Below are 15312 nucleotides of genomic sequence, written 5' to 3'. Positions count from 1 at the left end.
AACCCATTAGAGTGCGTGTCGTCGATTGATAGAAACTGGCAAGCATCTTGCAAAATCTTCTGAAATACGGTTGCCAGCACCAGGGCTGGCGTTCCGGACAGGAGGCAAAATGAACTTCAGACGGCTGAAATATTTCGTAAAAATCGTCGATATTGGTAGCCTGACTCAGGCTGCTGAAGTGCTGCATATCGCGCAACCTGCACTTAGCCAGCAGGTCGCAACGCTGGAAGGGGAACTGGATCAACAACTGTTGATTCGAACCAAGCGTGGCGTAACGCCTACTGAGGCTGGAAAAATTCTCTATACGCATGCACGGACGATACTCCGCCAGTGCGAGCAAGCCCATCTGGCGGTGAATAACGCCGGCCAGACCCTCAGTGGGCAGGTGTCTATTGGTCTTGCTCCAGGGACCGCTGCCTCTTCTATAACCATGCCGCTGCTTCAGGCGGTGCGCGCCGAGTTACCCGATGTGCTGGTCTACTTACATGAAAATAGCGGGGCTGTGTTGAATGACAAATTGCTCAATGGCCAACTGGATATGGCAGTGCTGTATGAACGCTCCCCGATCGCCGGTATTACCAGTCAGCCTTTGCTCAAGGAAGATCTGTTCCTGGTGGGAACCTGTGATTGCCCCGGGCAGAGTGTCGATTTAACGGCGGTTGCTGAGATGAATCTGTTCCTTCCACGGGACTACAGCGCGGTTCGCCTACGTGTGGATGAAGCGTTTTCGCTACGCCGCCTGACGCTGAAAGTGATTGGTGAAATTGAATCTATCGCAACATTAACGGCGGCAATTGCCAGCGGAATGGGGGTAACAGTGTTACCTGAGTCGGCAGCCCGCGCTCTGAGCAGTGCGGCAAATGGCTGGATGGCCCGTATTACAACACCTTCTATGAGCTTACCTTTGTCGCTGAATACGCAGGCCAAAGGGAGCTTGTCACCTCAGGCTCAGGCGGTAAAAGAGATTTTGATGTCTCTGGTGAGCCATCCAACCCTGGAAAATCGGGAACTGCTGCTGGTGAGTTAATCGTTATTCCTCAGTGGAATAAGATGCGGGTTTTTATTATTTGTTATGCCGGGCATCAGACTTTAACAATATCGTAATGTCTGATGTTTCCGGAGCGAAGAGTGAATTTTCAGCAACTAAAAATAATCCGCGAGGCGGCCCGTCAGGACTATAACCTGACGGAAGTGGCCAATATGCTCTATACCTCTCAGTCGGGCGTCAGTCGGCATATTCGTGAGCTTGAGGACGAGCTGGGCATCGAGATTTTTATCCGGCGCGGTAAACGTTTGCTCGGCATGACGGAACCCGGCAAAGCGCTGCTGGTGATCGCCGAGCGGATTCTCAATGAAGCCAGTAATGTTCGCCGACTTGCTGATTTGTTTACCAACGACACCTCCGGTGTTTTAACGATTGCCACCACGCACACCCAGGCGCGATACAGTCTGCCCGAAGTCATCAAAGCTTTCCGTGAATTGTTCCCGGAAGTTCGCCTGGAGCTCATTCAAGGAACACCGCAAGAGATTGAAGGGTTGTTGCATAGCGGCGGAGCCGACATAGGGATTGCCAGTGAGCGGTTAAGTAACGACCCTCAGTTAGTCGCGTTCCCCTGGTTTCGCTGGTATCACAGTCTGTTGGTGCCTCGTGATCACCCACTTATACACTCCTTACCCTTAACGCTGGAGTCAATTGCACACTGGCCGTTGATCACATACAGACAAGGAATTACCGGGCGCTCCCGCATTGATGAAGCGTTTACTCGCAAAGGACTACTCCCTGATATCGTCCTGAGCGCTCAGGATTCGGATGTGATTAAAACCTACGTGGGACTGGGGTTGGGGATAGGTCTGGTGGCAGAGCAATCAAGTGGTGAGCAGGAAGAGGGGGCGCTGACACGTCTCGATACCCGACATTTATTTGATGCCAATACGGTTTGGCTCGGTCTGAAACGCGGACAGTTACAGCGTAATTACGTCTGGCGTTTCATTGAGTTATGTAATGCTGGGTTGTCAGTTGAGGATATTAAGCGACAGGTGATGGAATCAGACGAGAGCGTCATCGATTATCAGATATAAAGCAAAAAGCCCGCTAAAAAGGATTACCCGCTACAATCGCAGGCATTTCCTGTCTTCACGGTGAGGTCTGACGCCGCCGGGATGACGCGGCTTCAGGTCTGGTTGTAAAACACGTCGATGCAGGAAAAGCACATCCGGGATATTCCTTTGGTATCCCGTTGTTGATGTTTAATTCTTCGCCGCCAGAAGCGGCGTGTGAAGAAAAACGTAAACTCATTGCTTACTGCTACTACTCCAGCGCATCCCACTTCTCTAGTAGCTCCCCAGGAATTTCATTGATCACTTCAGAAAACCTTTTTCCGACCAGCCGTTCTGCCTGGCGCAATAATGGGATCGTCGGACTGCTCGGCTCACTGTTTTCAAACCAACGGCGGATGATCCGCAGGCGTGTCAGCGCATCGTTGCGATCGCGGATCGGTCCGGAGTCCGCGCTGTCCGTTGCGGCTATTTCCGCAGGGATGCCCACCAATGCGGGAGAAGGTGATGCCAGCATCGGTTCAATGCCAGGTATGATGGTTGAGTCTGGCTGAACAATCGGTGTTTCTGGCAGAGTGATCTCATGCGTGGTGGTCTGTACCACCCCCGGCAACAGGGCCAAAAGTTGTTGCAGGCGGGAAAAATCCGGGGCCAGATCGTGCAGTGTCTCCCTGGACCATCGTTGCAGTTGTTCCGTCGTCTCCATCGCCCGGCGAAAGGCTTCAAGAGGCAGCATGCCACGTGCTTCCAGGTCGGCCAGTTGCTGGCGTACCGATTCCGGTGCCAGCGCATCTGCCGGACGTGGTGCGGACATCGCTCGCTCCACATCCCGTACCTGAAGACGCATGGCTGCACTATTTGATAGTGCAATGCTGCGGATATCCGCCATCACACCTTCGGGATCCAGCAGCGCCGACAGCGCATTACTGCGTGCCACTACCGCATCTTCGATTGTGGTTTCCTGCCCAGCAAGAAGCTGCGGGTGGATGGCGTCAGGATAAGTGGAACAAAGATTTTCCATCAGCGTGAGTGCTTCCGCCAGCCCCTGAGTTCCAGCCTGTTGGATACGGCAGCGCAGTAAGACCACCAGTACGCGAATATCTTTGCTGCGTGCCAGCAGGCGACGGGCATCCCGCTCCAGCTCCGCCCAGTTAACGGTTTCCGGTGAACTGATAAAATCGCCATACTGGGCTTCCGCCCGGGGGGCTGCACGGGTGAACAACAGCAGATATTCCGGGTCATACTCCAGATCGGGACCGCAGGGGAGTTCAGCAGAAACAGGTTCAGACAGGGATCTATCCATAAAGCGGCCCTCAGTGCGTCAGATAACATTCAGGTTCAAAAATCATACCCGTCACCGGGTCATCGTTTATGGCTTTCCCCGCCCAGGCCGTCCAGCCAAGCTGGTGGGGGCCGCCAATCACCGCCGGGGGCGCTGTGTGTGGTTTAAGCTGCAGTTCAATTTCCCAGCAGTATTCAAAACCGGTGAAAGCGCGCACCAGTTCTGTCAGTACTGGCAGATTATTGCCGCCGGGTAGGAAGCGCTGGTAATCCGCCAGGGTGAGAGGGCCGATGACCAGTCGAAATTTATACTGCATGTCCGGCACGGCCTGGCCGATGAGTGCGCCATTGCCAATCACAGAGGATGGCAATGGCATACCCAGCCGGGTGATTTCATCATTCGCCACGGCTATCCAGTGCAAAACAAATTCCTGTATGCGGAAGGGAACGCCAAAATAGTGCGCCAGCGTGGAAGCCAGCCCATCCGGGTTACGGGATTCACGTACCAGGTGAGCTGACGCTGCCAGGCGGACGTGATCCGACAGTGGGCTGACCGCACTCTCCCGCAGATCCTGTCCACTGAGACTGGCAATGTAGAAGGCGAAGCGATCGTATTCCGGTTTATCCAGCCCGCCTCCTGCCGATTGAGCACTCCGCCAGGCCTGGTAAAACTGTGTCAACCAGCGGTGATGAAAAAGATCGGAAAAACGGGTCAGTGTCGGATCGCGGCGGCTTTCTGTTCGGTTCAACGCCAGCTCGGTATAGTGCAGCGGCAGCGGGCCATTCGGTCCCCACAATCCGAGACTGTAAAGACCCAGGTGCAGGCGTCCTTCCTGCCAGCTCACCTGGGCGATTTCCCGTGGTGCAAAGGTCAGGGTGGGTGTCTGCCCGAGGCGAAATTTTTCCATGCGCGGCTGCCAGGTGCTTCCGACCGGAGCCGCACAGAGCTGTACGTCCACGCGTCGCATCAGATTCAGAAAACTATAGCGCCAGGGGGCAACCTGAGCCTGGATGAATGCTGAATTCATACACTTCCCCGCTGTCCGGTTCTTACCGGCCAGGTCATGATGCGACCACGCTGCATCGAGAGCATAGTCATCTGCGAGAAGGTATTGATGGAGACATGGCGTGCAATATAGTGTTCCAGTACCAGCCCGAACAAATATGGACTGATGCCGGAAAATCCTTCCTCATCCACAGTCAGCTCGCAACTGACGCCGCGACCATAGACCAGCAGCCCTGAACCCGGTAGGCGGCGGGTAACCGGGGTGGTATTACAGCCAATCAGACTGCGTATCTGACGTGATTGCGGGCTGTCGTGCGCCGGAATAAACAGGTTCAGCAGATCGCGTAATGCCTGGCCGCCAGTGCGGTGATCCAAATCGGCAAGCGGCAGATAGTTAAATGACAACTGGCGGATCAACCGCCAGGCCATTTCGCGTTCGGCCAGCGGAGGTTGTGGTGGACGAGGAGGCCGGATAAGGCCGACGCCAGCCACCGGAATGGCAGCATCCACGGTCAGATCATCAAGACCATTACGTCGGATCAGACAGGGTAGATCACGGTTTGTCACCATTGCTGTGATGGTGATGTGACGCAGGTTTTCCGGGTAGGGGGCTTCATGCTGATCAACCAGCGACAGGAAAACCTCCGACCCGGTATAGGCTGTACGGGTGCCGTAGCGACGGGCATTCTCTGACAACCGGCGCTGTTCCCGGCGCAGGGAGAAGTAACGCCCGTGGTTGCCTTCATCATTATTGCGGGTGTGGTAGAGCGGGCGGAATGTCATTTTCCGCGTGGTTTCTGCCTCCAGACCCTCAACTTCCTGTACGGAGAAGACCTCATAATCCAGAGGATGAGTGCGATCTACCACCAGATGCTGCTCCGTCATGCTATGGGTGACTTCGACCCGCGTGGTGGTGCGGGGAAAGAGATTAATCACCGGTGTACAAAACAGACTGAACTGTGCGGTATCCGTCTGATGGAGTAGCCAGTCCGGCGGCAGACGGTTAAGTAATATGACAATCTCGGCAACGCCGCTATTAATTTTCTGTAGTCCGGCAGAGAGGCCGGTCGGGGTGAAGAAATAAAAACGCTCAGGACAGGCGAAGTATTCCTGCAGTAGATTATGGCCGTGGAACACATTCCAGGCGAGCGGTAACAATCCTTGATCTGGTTCCAGTCCCTCGTGCGTTACAGGCTGCTTCAGGTTTACGTCCAGAACGCCGTCAAAATGTCCTGGCTCTCCGGCCAGCGTGGCGACGGCACTGGTATGCAGCAGTTCAAACAAATGTGAGGCAATACGCTCTTCGCCGCAGAGGTAAAACGACAGCCGATCCGGCCCGGTAAGTTGGCTGAAACTCAGTTCACCGAAGGTGCGCAACGTGATACGCAGCGCGCCAGCGACATGAATGTTCGCAGGCAGATAACGGTGCAGGGCGGGCATATCCGGAGGTGCGGCGGTCAGGCGAACTTCTTCAATAGAAAGAGGCCACAGCGTGACATCCTGGCTGCTACGAAACTGGCAGGCGGTGTTTTCGCCTTCGGGGATTGTGGAGAAAAAAGCGGTGTCACGCGGTACGGTGAACCCCTTTGCCAGATCGCCTTCCTGCGGATCAGGATACAACCGGGCCACGGTCATAGAGGGTATAGGCGCAACGTAATTGGGACTGACAACCTCCAGCAACCGCTGGGTGAAACGGGGAAACTCGGCATCAATTTTTAGCTGTGTGCGGGCGGTCAGGAAACTGAATGCCTCGATCATGCGTTCCACATACGGATCGGCAATGTCCTTGTCCTGTATTCCCAACCGGGCGGCTATTTTGGGATGGCGGGCCGCGAACTCTGCACCGGTTTCCCGCAGGTAGCTCAGTTCGCGGTTGTAATATTCCAGTAGCCGTGGATCCATGAATAATTCCCTGTGTTAAAAAAACGTAATGCGACTCTGTTCCATATCCAGCGCGCTGCGTACCCGAAACGCCGTCGGATAAGGCTGCGTCAGGATTTCTCCGCGAATTTCAAACTGCAGCGTGTTGTGACCGTTCTGACGGCGTTCATCCTGTAGCGGGATGATTTGCAGCGTGGATGACTTCAGGCGAGGTTCAAAACGGATAATGGTACGCAAGATAGCCTTGCGGATATCATCCCATTTATGTTCATACATAAAGCTACCCGCCAGCGGTGGCAGGCCGTAGTTCAACACTGACGCCGCCACCTGCGGATGACGACTGGTGTCGATATCATCTTCATGGCTGACCGTATTAAGTAGAAAAGATAAGTCCCGGCGGATGATCTCCTTAAGTTGTACCGGACTGACGCTGACATCACGGTCGCGCTTCTGGTTCGGGGCGTCATCGCATAGCCGATCAAACAGTGTGGGGAGCAGAGGGTTACCTGGGGGCTGGCGGAAAACGCTCATGTATTGCTCTCTTTCGGGGTATGAAAGATGCATTTGGTGAGATCAAGCAGGCTGATATCGCCACTGCTGGTCAGCCACACTTTTTGCCCCAATCCCTGCACGACGGTGTCGCCGGGACCGTCCTGCCATGTCGTTTCACGGCATAACCGCAGTGCATCGGTAGCATTTTCGGAACCGCTGTAGCGGCTGAACAACCATGCACCATGTTTATCACCATTCACCAGCGTGATGTTCACCGGCTTCCACAGCAGATCGGTCAGGCGAGTCGGAGAAGATGAGTCCATCGAGTGGATTTGCGAAAGTGGCAACCAGATATAGAGGCCGCCGGTGACCACTTCGGCCACAGGCCCAGTCCGGGAGTCGCTGTCGCTAATCCAGTCGAACTCTCCGCCGTTCCAGCGCCCTCTGACATCTGTCATTGCATTCAGCGCCTGGTTTCGGCGTTCATCGGCTTCATCTATTTCGCCGCGTGCAGTACAGGCCAGAGCGAACAGCATATCTTCCATCCAGGCGGGTGGTGGCTGAATAAAGCCCGGACGCTGTTCCCCCTGAAAACAGCGCTGACGGAACATTTCGCAACGGATCAGTTCCCCGAACAGCTGAGCCTCCTGGGTATAATGTGCATCCATTCGGGCGCATAACTGAAGCTGCTGCAGCGCCCGTAACCAATCGCCGGTAATGCACAATAACTGAAACAGGCTATGTCGTCTGGCGACTAGCGTCGGGTGAGTCCGTACCTGCTGTTCGGCCATCTGAAGGCCATCAGTCAAAGTGTGTTCCTGCAACAGTGCAGACAATGAGGCGGGCAGCGTGTCATTTTTCTTCATGGGAATGCTCTCCGTTTTGCTGCAAGTTGCTTATTCGGTAATGGCTATCAATGCCGATGATACGGTGCTCTCGCTGCGTCAAATCGGGCAGCATATCGCTATGCGCAGCTTGTCGTGTGTGTCCGGAGGAAAGCAGATGCAGAATATCCGGGATGATTTCCTGTGCGGGCAAGGCGGTTTCTTTATCGCCGGTGGCGTCAAGCAGATCGAGAATGGCGTCAATACGCAGCTCACCGGTCACCATATCCTGTAACGTACCGGTTTCTGCTGTTCTGTCGCGCAGGGAAGACAGGTCCTGTGTGTCCGCGTCATTCTGGGGAAACAGGCTAGTCCGGCTCCGGGTAGTCTTTACAGGAGACAACAGCGCCTGCTGGTATTCATGGTAAAGCTGAATCAGCGTGTTATCTGTTAGTGGTGAGCCTTTGGAGGATGTTGCTTCGTGAACAGGGATAATATCGAAAGGGTTTTGCGGATTCAGTTGCTGCTGCTTAAACCAGTCCAGATCCAGATATTCGCTCATGACTTCAAAGGAAACCGCGGATTGGGGTTGCGCGTTTTCAGAATGTGGTACCTGAGGGAATGTATGATCTCGGACAAGACGCCAGGAGGACAGACCCCATTCAATAACGTCTTCTTCATTCAGCCGCATACGGCTGTTGGGTTCCAAAATCTGATCATTAACGGCACAGCAATATTCACTTGAGTAATTGATAATCCACCAGACTTCCTCGTGACGGATCAGGCTGAGGGCAATATTGGCACTTTCGTTAAGATCAAACACAGGAACCTGAGGCGCTATGGCTGTGAACGTTATCTGTGTCCCGGCAATATAGGTTGTGTTATCTGCAACGCCCTTCGCCTGAAGTTTCTGCAATATCCATGTATTTTCTTGTTTCATCATGTCACTTGATATTCATTTTTCACTGTTGTTGGAATATTCATTATTCTTCAGATGATTCATGTGAATTAAATATATTGTAAAAACATTTCATCTGTTTTTCTTATTATTTGTTTTATGAATTAAAAGTCGTTTATTTGAATAATATTATATTCAATGATTTTTTTGAATCAGCCTTTCATTATGTTTTCCTATCTTGATGGGAAATATATTAACCATTTGATTGTATTGTAATCCGTGATCTGCATCATTGTTTTGTTTGTGTATTTTGATAATTCTATTTGTGTGGATTTTCTTACGTGTACATATGTATTCATGCTCTCTTAATATGGACTTTTACGTCAGGTGTAACAGATGGAAATTACTGTTTCACGTAGTGCGCTATATGGAAAACTGGCAGGCTCGTTGTTCCGAACCCTTGAGTCAGCAACAACATTCTGTAAATTACGATCCAACCCGTATGTTGAACTGATCCATTGGTTACATCAGTTAATACAACAGCCAGACAATGATATTCACTATGTTCTTCGGCATTATCGGATTGCCGCTTCTGATGTGGAAAAGTCGTTACTTCGGCAACTGGATTTGTTGCCCTCCGGTGCCAGTGCGATCAGCGATTTTTCCCACCACATTGATCTCTCCATTGAAAAAGCCTGGATGTTGGCAAGTATCCGTTATGGTGACCACAAAATCCGCAGCGGCTGGCTATTGCTGGCGTGGCTGACCACACCTGAACTGCATCGGGTACTGGGAAGTATTTGTGTGCCATTGACCGGGATCCCGGTTAATGATCTGCCAGAAATTCTGCCTTCTCTGATCGAATCATCACCTGAAGCACAGGAGTTATCCCGTGACGGCTTGGACCTGCCATCTGCGACCCCTGGCGAGAGCAGTCAAGCACTTCCGGGTGAGATTCAGGGCGAAAAGTCCGCGCTGGCGAAATACTGTCAGGATATGACCGCTCAGGCACGTGAAGGCACTATCGATCCGGTGACAGGTCGCGAACACGAAATCCGCACCATGACCGATATTCTGCTGCGCCGTCGCCAGAATAACCCGTTGCTGACCGGTGAGGCGGGTGTCGGGAAAACAGCGGTGGTAGAAGGTTTTGCGCTGGCGATTGCCCAAGGCGAAGTACCACCTTCATTGCGTAACGTGCGGTTGCTGTCGCTGGATGTAGGGACGCTGCTGGCAGGAGCCAGCATGAAAGGTGAATTTGAGTCCCGTCTGAAGGCCCTGCTGGAAGAGGCCGTGCGTTCTCCACAGCCGGTAATTCTTTTTGTTGATGAGGTCCACACGCTGGTAGGGGCGGGTGGCACATCCGGTACAGGAGATGCGGCTAATTTGCTGAAACCCGCGCTGGCACGCGGCACTTTGCGCACCATCGGTGCCACCACGTGGAGCGAATACAAACGCCATATTGAAAAAGATCCGGCGCTGACCCGACGTTTTCAGGTGTTGCAGGTGGCGGAGCCGGAAGAAACCGCCGCAGTGGAGATGGTGCGCGGTCTGGTGGAAACACTGGAAAAACACCACAACGTGCTGATTCTGGATGAAGCAGTACGTGCAGCCGTACAACTTTCCCACCGCTACATTCCCGCCCGGCAGTTACCGGACAAAGCCATTAGCCTGCTGGATACCGCAGCAGCCCGTGTGGCTCTGTCGCTACATACGCCGCCTGCACATGTGCAGTATCTGCGCCAGCAACTTAAAGCGGCTGAAATGGAGCAGGCACTCCTGTTAAAGCAAGAACAAATGGGGATCCGCACGGAGCACGGTGACACCCTGGCAGAACGGATCACATCACTGAATACGGGCTTGTCTGAAGCAGAAACCCGCTGGCAGCAAGAGCTGGCGCTTGTTCATACGTTGCAGGAACAGCGCACCGCAGAGCCGGGTGAACATGATGAAACCTCGTTACAACAGGCGCAAACGTCATTAAAACACTGGCAGGGAGAGGAGCCCGTCGTGTTCCCGGAAGTCGGCGCGGCGGTGGTAGCGGCGATTGTTTCTGACTGGACCGGCATTCCCGCCGGGCGCATGGTGAAAGACGAGGTCAGCCAGGTACTGGAGCTTCCTGCCCGTCTGGCACAGCGCGTCACCGGGCAGACGAATGCGCTGGCACAGATTAGCGAACGGATTCAGACCGCGCGGGCGGGTTTAGGCGATCCGCGCAAACCTGTTGGCGTGTTCCTGCTGGCTGGGCCATCCGGCGTCGGTAAGACCGAAACCGCGCTGGCGCTGGCTGAAGCCATCTACGGCGGTGAGCAGAATCTGATCACCATCAATATGAGTGAGTTTCAGGAATCTCACACCGTTTCCACGCTTAAAGGCGCACCACCCGGTTATGTGGGCTACGGTGAAGGCGGCGTTTTAACGGAAGCGGTTCGCCGTCACCCGTGGAGCGTGGTGCTGCTCGATGAGATTGAAAAGGCTCACCATGATGTCCACGAACTGTTCTACCAGGTCTTGGATAAAGGTGGAATGGAGGATGGCGAAGGCGTCCACATTGATTTCAAAAACAGCACGCTGCTGCTGACCACCAATGTGGGTTCTGAACTTATTAGCCAGCTCTGTGAAGACCCGGCGTTGATGCCTGATCTGGCTGGATTGAAGGAGGCGTTAATGCCGGAGCTGCGCAAACATTTTGCGGCAGCGTTCCTCGGGCGTATGACGGTGATCCCTTATCTGCCACTGGATGAAAGCGCGCGGGGTGTCATTGCCCGCCTGCATCTCGACAGGCTGGTGGCGAGAATGGCAGAGCAGCACGGCGTTACGCTGGTTTACGGTGATGAGCTGGTTGCGCATATCGTGGCGCACTGCCCGATGCACGAAACAGGTGCGCGGCTGCTGATCGGTTATATCGAGCAATTTATTCTGCCGCACCTGTCGCGCTACTGGTTGCAGGCGATGACAGAGAAAAATGACATCACCCAAATTCACATTGGTGTTGACAGCGATGAGCGGATTTTTTTTGAAACTGATTTTGAAACCGGTTTCTTTGGGTGACGTACCTGCGATGCGATTTTTAAACTGACCGTTATGCCGCCTTCCTGGCGGCTGGCGGATGACTGATAAGGAAATTAAGGATTATGGCTATCAATAACAGCGCGCAGAAGTTTATTGCCCGCAACCGCGCGCCGCGCGTGCAGATTGAGTATGACGTGGAGATTTACGGCTCCGAGAAAAAAATTGAGCTGCCGTTTGTGATGGCGGTGCTGGCCGATCTGGCCGGAAAACCGCGTGAAGAACTGCCGCCGGTGACGGAACGGAAATTCCTCGATATTGATATTGATAACTTTAACGAACGCATGAAAGCCATTGCGCCGCGCGTGGCATTTGCCGTGCCCAATACGCTCACGGGCGACGGCCAGTTGATGGTCGATATCACGCTGGAAAGTATGGACGATTTTTCCCCAGCGCAGATTGCCCGCAAGGTGGATGCCCTGAACCAGTTGTTGGAGGCCCGCACCCAGCTTGCCAACCTACAAACTTACATGGACGGCAAAGCTGGTGCGGAAAATCTGGTCAATAAGCTGTTGCAGGATCCGACCTTACTGAAGACGCTGGCAAATGCGCCAAAACCGGCTGTTGCTCAGGAAGATGTGTCTGCGGATGAGACGGGATCAGCAGAATAATTGCGAATTTTTAAGGAGTTTTCATGGCAAACACTAACATGCAGGCGAGCAGTGCGGTTGCTCAGGATACCGCTTTCGCATCCGGCGAGTTTGACTCGCTGCTGAACCAGGCCTTCCGACCAAAAACCACTCAGGCGGCAAAAGCTGTAGAGGCAGCTGTACAAACACTGGCACAGCAGGCACTGGCAAATTCCGTCACCGTCAGCGATGACGCTTACAAAAGCATCAGCGCCATCATTGCGCAAATTGATTACAAACTGACGGAACAAATTAAATTAATCCTGAGCCACCCGGAGTTTCAGCAACTGGAATCCTCCTGGCGCGGAATGGAGCACCTGGTCTACAACACAGAAACTGACGAAAAATTAAAAATCCGCTTTATGAATCTGTCGAAGGATGAACTGCGGAAAAATATGAAGCGTTACAAGGGGATCGCCTGGGATCAAAGCCCGATGTTCAAAAAGCTGTATGAAGCAGAGTACGGGCAACTGGGTGGTGAACCTTACGGCTGTATCATTGCCGATTACTACTTTGACCATACACCGCCAGATGTGGATCTGCTCGGTTCTATTGCCAAGGTGGCGGCGTCGGCCCATGCGCCGTTTATCGCTGGTGCATCGCCTTCTGTTCTGCAAATGGACTCCTGGCAGGAACTGGCGAATCCCCGCGATCTCACCAAAATTGTTACCCAGAACCTGGAATATGCACCGTGGAACTCGCTGCGGACCAGCGAAGATTCGCGTTATATCGGCCTGACCATGCCGCGTTTTCTCTCCCGCCTGCCTTACGGTGCAAAAACTAACCCGGTGGATGAGTTCGATTTTGAAGAAGATGCCGACGGCGCTGATCACAGCAAATACGTCTGGAGCAACGCGGCTTACGCGATGGGTGTGAACATCAACCGTTCTTTCAAGCATTACGGCTGGTGTACGTTGATCCGTGGGGTGGAATCCGGTGGGGCGGTGGAAAACCTGCCTTGTCACACATTCCCGACCGATGACGGCGGCGTGGATATGAAATGCCCGACGGAAATTGCTATCTCTGATCGGCGCGAAGCAGAACTGGCGAAAAACGGCTTTATCCCGCTGATCCATCGTAAGAATTCAGACTATGCCGCCTTTATTGGTGCGCAGTCGCTGCAAAAACCGCAGGAATACTATGACCCGGACGCCACGGCCAACGCCAATCTCTCCGCTCGTCTTCCGTATCTGTTTGCCTGCTCGCGGTTCGCACATTTCCTCAAATGTATCGTGCGCGACAAGATCGGCTCGTTTAAAGAGCGTGAGGACATGCAACGCTGGCTGAACGAATGGATTATGAACTACGTAGATGCCGATCCGATGAACTCCTCGCAGGAAACCAAGGCCCGCCGTCCACTGGCTGCTGCGGAAGTGGTGGTGGAAGAGGTTGAGGGTAATCCTGGCTATTACGACGCAAAATTCTTCTTGCGCCCACATTTCCAGCTTGAGGGATTAACAGGTTCACTGCGTCTGGTAACGAAACTGCCGTCTGTGAAGCAAACGGGCGCATGAGGAGATTAAAAGATATTTAGGCATTCGAGGTTTAATTAGCAATTGATGCGTTGATTCAACATTATATTCGTGCGGGGCAAACATCTATATGGAACCAGGGAGCAAGGTCCCCGGAAGTATTGCCATCGTTGTAGCTATCTTCGTCAATGGACGCTACCCCGATCATGGGAGTGGCAATGATGCTGCGTTTTACCTGGGCCAAGATGCCGGAGGAATAGAGGTGATGGAGCACATCTGGTTTACCTGCCGCTATGAGCAATGAGCTGTTTTACTTTCCAATAAGTTCATGGGGTAGTTTCAAATTTCCGGGGTCAGTATAGCGTGCCAGAAAAGTTGGTTTGTAAGTAAGGGAATAATGGTTTTATGAATTTTATTTTATAAATTATTCTCAGTGAATATTAATTTCATCTGAAATGTATTTGTTATGCAAATACATGGATTCCGGTGTTTAATTTCCGGAAGGTATACAGGTTCTGTTCTCCTTAATTTATGGGGGAAGGGGTTCTGTACGGCAATGGTTTATCTAAATTCTGCTCTGCAGATAAACCAAAGGTTATTTTAAGTAATTCTTAATAGGGAAATAAAAATGGCTTATGACATTTTCTTAAAAATTGACGGCATTGACGGCGAGTCAATGGATGACAAACATAAAAATGAAATCGAAGTGCTGAGTTGGCGCTGGAATATTCATCAGGAGTCCACGATGCACGCAGGCAGTGGCCTTGGCTCCGGCAAAGTGTCTGTCACCAATCTGGATTTTGATCACTATATCGATCGCGCCAGTCCTAACCTATTCAAATACTGCGCCTCCGGCAAGCATATTCCGCAGGCCATTCTCGTGATGCGCAAAGCGGGTGGTAATCCGCTGGAGTATCTCAAATACACTTTCACAGACCTGATCGTTGCCGTGGTTTCACCCAGTGGCAGCAAGGACGGTGAAGTTGCGTCCCGTGAAACCGTGGAACTGTCTTTTAGTACCGTGAAGCAGGAATACGTGGTGCAGAACCAGCAGGGCGGTAGTGGCGGCACGATCACTGCAGGCTACGACTTCAAAGCCAACAAAGAAATTTAATCTGCGATTCCCGGCCCGGCATTATGCCAGGCCGGTTTTTACCTTTTGATTGATAAGGAAAATTCGGTGAATAAACGGCGTAACCTTGCAGGGTTATGTGCGGTAGCCATGTTTTTACTCTCTGGATGTGGCAGCAACACCGCCACGCCGCCAGCCCGTGAGCTGCTGCAACTCGACCTGACTGTGACGGCTTCTGACAACGTCAACCCCGACAACCAGGAGAAGGCCGCACCCATAGAGGTTCGCATTTATGAGCTGAAAAATGATGCTGCGTTTACAGCAACAGACTATTGGTCGCTCCAGGATAAAGACAAAGCTGTCCTTTCTGACGACCTGCTGCACCGCGACAGTTTCATTCTGCGACCTGGCGAGGTGAAAACACTGCGTCGTCCGTTAAATGCGCAGACCACCGCGTTGGGCGTGCTGGCGGGATACCGCAACCTGGGTAAATCCGTCTGGCGGGAAACCTATACCATGCCGCAAGCCCCGGAGACTACCTGGTACAGCCGTATGGTGCCGGGAAAGCAAGTGAAGTTAGATGCGAAATTAGAGCAAAGCACCATTGTGATCACCGAACGGGATAAATGAATT

The 15312-nt window shown here is 52.8% G+C and carries 14 protein-coding genes; 8 read left to right on the top strand and 6 right to left on the bottom strand.

What is annotated here, in order from left to right:
• Positions 1 to 109: 109 nt before the first annotated feature.
• Together nac and cbl are read left to right on the top strand one after the other, a co-directional pair.
• The gene (gene nac, locus AC07UY_RS12970) at positions 110 to 1027 is read left to right on the top strand and encodes a nitrogen assimilation transcriptional regulator NAC (protein ID WP_490470492.1); all 918 of its coding nucleotides are present in this window, start codon (positions 110 to 112) and stop codon (positions 1025 to 1027) included.
• Positions 1028 to 1128: 101 nt separating this feature from the next.
• Positions 1129 to 2079, top strand: a complete 951-nt coding sequence (cbl, locus tag AC07UY_RS12965) for an HTH-type transcriptional regulator Cbl (protein ID WP_494660331.1) — start codon at positions 1129 to 1131, stop codon at positions 2077 to 2079.
• Positions 2080 to 2308: 229 nt separating this feature from the next.
• Here the strand turns inward: cbl and AC07UY_RS12960 are convergent, their stop codons facing one another.
• The 6 genes from AC07UY_RS12960 to tagK are packed head-to-tail and all read right to left on the bottom strand — an operon-like array spanning position 2309 to position 8479.
• Positions 2309 to 3358 (bottom strand): type VI secretion system protein TssA, encoded by a 1050-nt coding sequence (locus AC07UY_RS12960; protein WP_494701344.1) that lies wholly within the window; start codon positions 3356 to 3358, stop codon positions 2309 to 2311.
• Positions 3359 to 3368: 10 nt separating this feature from the next.
• A complete protein-coding gene (gene tssG, locus AC07UY_RS12955; RefSeq protein WP_494701345.1) occupies positions 3369 to 4364 on the bottom strand; it encodes a type VI secretion system baseplate subunit TssG in 996 nt (331 codons plus the stop codon).
• Positions 4361 to 6244, bottom strand: a complete 1884-nt coding sequence (gene tssF / locus AC07UY_RS12950) for a type VI secretion system baseplate subunit TssF (RefSeq protein ID WP_494701346.1) — start codon at positions 6242 to 6244, stop codon at positions 4361 to 4363. The genes tssG and tssF overlap by 4 nt, the downstream gene beginning before the upstream one ends.
• Positions 6245 to 6259: 15 nt before the next feature.
• A complete protein-coding gene (gene tssE, locus AC07UY_RS12945) occupies positions 6260 to 6754 on the bottom strand; it encodes a type VI secretion system baseplate subunit TssE (RefSeq protein WP_494660335.1) in 495 nt (164 codons plus the stop codon).
• A complete protein-coding gene (locus AC07UY_RS12940) occupies positions 6751 to 7581 on the bottom strand; it encodes a type VI secretion system accessory protein TagJ (protein WP_494660336.1) in 831 nt (276 codons plus the stop codon). The genes tssE and AC07UY_RS12940 overlap by 4 nt, the downstream gene beginning before the upstream one ends.
• Positions 7568 to 8479, bottom strand: coding sequence for a type VI secretion system-associated protein TagK (gene tagK, locus AC07UY_RS12935; RefSeq protein ID WP_494660356.1), 912 nt, complete (start codon positions 8477 to 8479; stop codon positions 7568 to 7570). Before tagK ends, AC07UY_RS12940 begins: the two co-directional genes overlap by 14 nt.
• A 354-nt stretch (positions 8480 to 8833) precedes the next feature.
• Between tagK and tssH the strand changes: the two genes are divergently transcribed.
• From tssH to tssJ, 6 genes are all read left to right on the top strand, one after another.
• Entirely contained in the window at positions 8834 to 11488 is a 2655-nt protein-coding gene (gene tssH / locus AC07UY_RS12930) for a type VI secretion system ATPase TssH (protein ID WP_494660337.1), read from the top strand.
• Between the two features lie 83 nt (positions 11489 to 11571).
• The gene (tssB, locus tag AC07UY_RS12925; RefSeq protein ID WP_494660338.1) at positions 11572 to 12117 is read left to right on the top strand and encodes a type VI secretion system contractile sheath small subunit; all 546 of its coding nucleotides are present in this window, start codon (positions 11572 to 11574) and stop codon (positions 12115 to 12117) included.
• Between the two features lie 23 nt (positions 12118 to 12140).
• A complete protein-coding gene (gene tssC, locus AC07UY_RS12920) occupies positions 12141 to 13649 on the top strand; it encodes a type VI secretion system contractile sheath large subunit (protein WP_494660339.1) in 1509 nt (502 codons plus the stop codon).
• Between the two features lie 88 nt (positions 13650 to 13737).
• Entirely contained in the window at positions 13738 to 13911 is a 174-nt protein-coding gene (locus tag AC07UY_RS12915) for a BPSL0067 family protein (RefSeq protein ID WP_494701347.1), read from the top strand.
• A gap of 324 nt (positions 13912 to 14235) precedes the next feature.
• Positions 14236 to 14721, top strand: coding sequence for an Hcp family type VI secretion system effector (locus AC07UY_RS12910; protein WP_494660341.1), 486 nt, complete (start codon positions 14236 to 14238; stop codon positions 14719 to 14721).
• A 66-nt stretch (positions 14722 to 14787) separates the two neighbouring features.
• Positions 14788 to 15309, top strand: a complete 522-nt coding sequence (gene tssJ / locus AC07UY_RS12905; protein ID WP_494660342.1) for a type VI secretion system lipoprotein TssJ — start codon at positions 14788 to 14790, stop codon at positions 15307 to 15309.
• Positions 15310 to 15312 lie beyond the last annotated feature (3 nt).

The sequence above is a fragment of the Citrobacter sp. GW821-FHT02E08 genome (assembly GCF_059421685.1).
Note: the sequence above shows the minus strand (reverse complement) of the source record. Positions and strands in the feature narration are given on the sequence as shown.

What these genes read in the sequence shown, in the direction of transcription:
- nac (WP_490470492.1), top strand. Translation starts at nt 110, where the DNA reads ATGAACTTCAGACGGCTGAAATATTTCGTAAAAATCGTCGATATTGGT.
- AC07UY_RS12960 (WP_494701344.1), bottom strand. Translation starts at nt 3,358, where the DNA reads ATGGATAGATCCCTGTCTGAACCTGTTTCTGCTGAACTCCCCTGCGGT.
- tssG (WP_494701345.1), bottom strand. Translation starts at nt 4,364, where the DNA reads ATGAATTCAGCATTCATCCAGGCTCAGGTTGCCCCCTGGCGCTATAGT.
- tssF (WP_494701346.1), bottom strand. Translation starts at nt 6,244, where the DNA reads ATGGATCCACGGCTACTGGAATATTACAACCGCGAACTGAGCTACCTG.
- tssE (WP_494660335.1), bottom strand. Translation starts at nt 6,754, where the DNA reads ATGAGCGTTTTCCGCCAGCCCCCAGGTAACCCTCTGCTCCCCACACTG.
- AC07UY_RS12940 (WP_494660336.1), bottom strand. Translation starts at nt 7,581, where the DNA reads ATGAAGAAAAATGACACGCTGCCCGCCTCATTGTCTGCACTGTTGCAG.
- tagK (WP_494660356.1), bottom strand. Translation starts at nt 8,479, where the DNA reads ATGAAACAAGAAAATACATGGATATTGCAGAAACTTCAGGCGAAGGGC.
- tssH (WP_494660337.1), top strand. Translation starts at nt 8,834, where the DNA reads ATGGAAATTACTGTTTCACGTAGTGCGCTATATGGAAAACTGGCAGGC.
- tssB (WP_494660338.1), top strand. Translation starts at nt 11,572, where the DNA reads ATGGCTATCAATAACAGCGCGCAGAAGTTTATTGCCCGCAACCGCGCG.
- tssC (WP_494660339.1), top strand. Translation starts at nt 12,141, where the DNA reads ATGGCAAACACTAACATGCAGGCGAGCAGTGCGGTTGCTCAGGATACC.
- AC07UY_RS12915 (WP_494701347.1), top strand. Translation starts at nt 13,738, where the DNA reads ATGGAACCAGGGAGCAAGGTCCCCGGAAGTATTGCCATCGTTGTAGCT.
- AC07UY_RS12910 (WP_494660341.1), top strand. Translation starts at nt 14,236, where the DNA reads ATGGCTTATGACATTTTCTTAAAAATTGACGGCATTGACGGCGAGTCA.